Origin of the sequence: Microvirga tunisiensis (assembly GCF_009296175.1) — a bacterium.
GTDB classification, from domain to species: Bacteria; Pseudomonadota; Alphaproteobacteria; order Rhizobiales; family Beijerinckiaceae; genus Microvirga; species Microvirga tunisiensis.
The window spans coordinates 1-901 of sequence record NZ_VOSK01000875.1; the positions used below are offsets into that span (position 1 = coordinate 1).

A 901-nucleotide genomic window follows, 5' to 3' on the forward strand; every position below is an offset into this window, starting at 1 on the left:
CTAGGGCGTGTCTGCAAAGGGGTTCCATGAGGAGCTTGGGGTTCCCATTTATACAACGTGACACGTTACGAGTTGACGGACCGGCAGTGGCAGCGCCTTGAGCCGCTTCTGCCGCCCGAGCGGCCGCCAACCGGGCGGCCCAACCACCATCACCGCACCATCTTGAACGGCATTCTATGGGTTCTGCGCACGGGCGCGCCCTGGCGCGATCTGCCCGAGCGCTATGGCCCGGTCGGCACCGTCTCCAGTCGGTTCTATCGCTGGTGCCAATCCGGCCTGTGGCAGCACATTCTGTCTGCTCTGCAGATCCAGGCCGATGCCCGTGGTGAGATCGACTGGGACCTCCACTTTGTCGATGCCACCATTGTTCGCGCTCATCAGCACGCCGCCGGCGCTCGCCGGACCGGCGCCATCGGGGGGTGAGGCGCCGGATGAAGCTCTGGGCCGCTCCCAGGGCGGGTTCTCAACCAAGCTGCACCTGCGAGCGGAAGGGGGAGGCAAGCCGATCATCGCGGTGCTCACCGGAGGCGAGCGTCACGAGCAGATCGCCCTGGAGGGCCTGCTGGATGGCGGCGCCATTCGCCGTCCAGCACGAGGGCGTCCCCGCTTGCGGCCGCGGCGGCTGGCTGGTGACAAAGGCTATTCCAGTCCAACCGCCCGGCGCCGGTTGCGCCAGCGGCGGATCTCACCGGTTATCCCGACCCGCAAGGATCAGCGCTCTCAGCCGAACTTTGATCGTGAGGCGTATCGGGAGCGCAACAAAGTTGAACGCCTGATCAACCGCCTCAAGCAATTCCGTCGCATCGCCACACGCTATGAGAAGCGCGCTGCCAACTATCTCGCGATGGTCAACATCGGCATGATCATGCTCTGGCTATAGCCCTTTGCAGACACGCCCTAG

The 901-nt window shown here is 64.8% G+C and carries 1 pseudogene; it reads left to right on the top strand.

From position 1 onward, the window contains the following. The first annotated feature begins 57 nt into the window (after positions 1-57). Positions 58-880: pseudogene (locus FS320_RS44260) on the top strand (IS5 family transposase). The last annotated feature ends 21 nt before the right edge of the window (positions 881-901 follow it).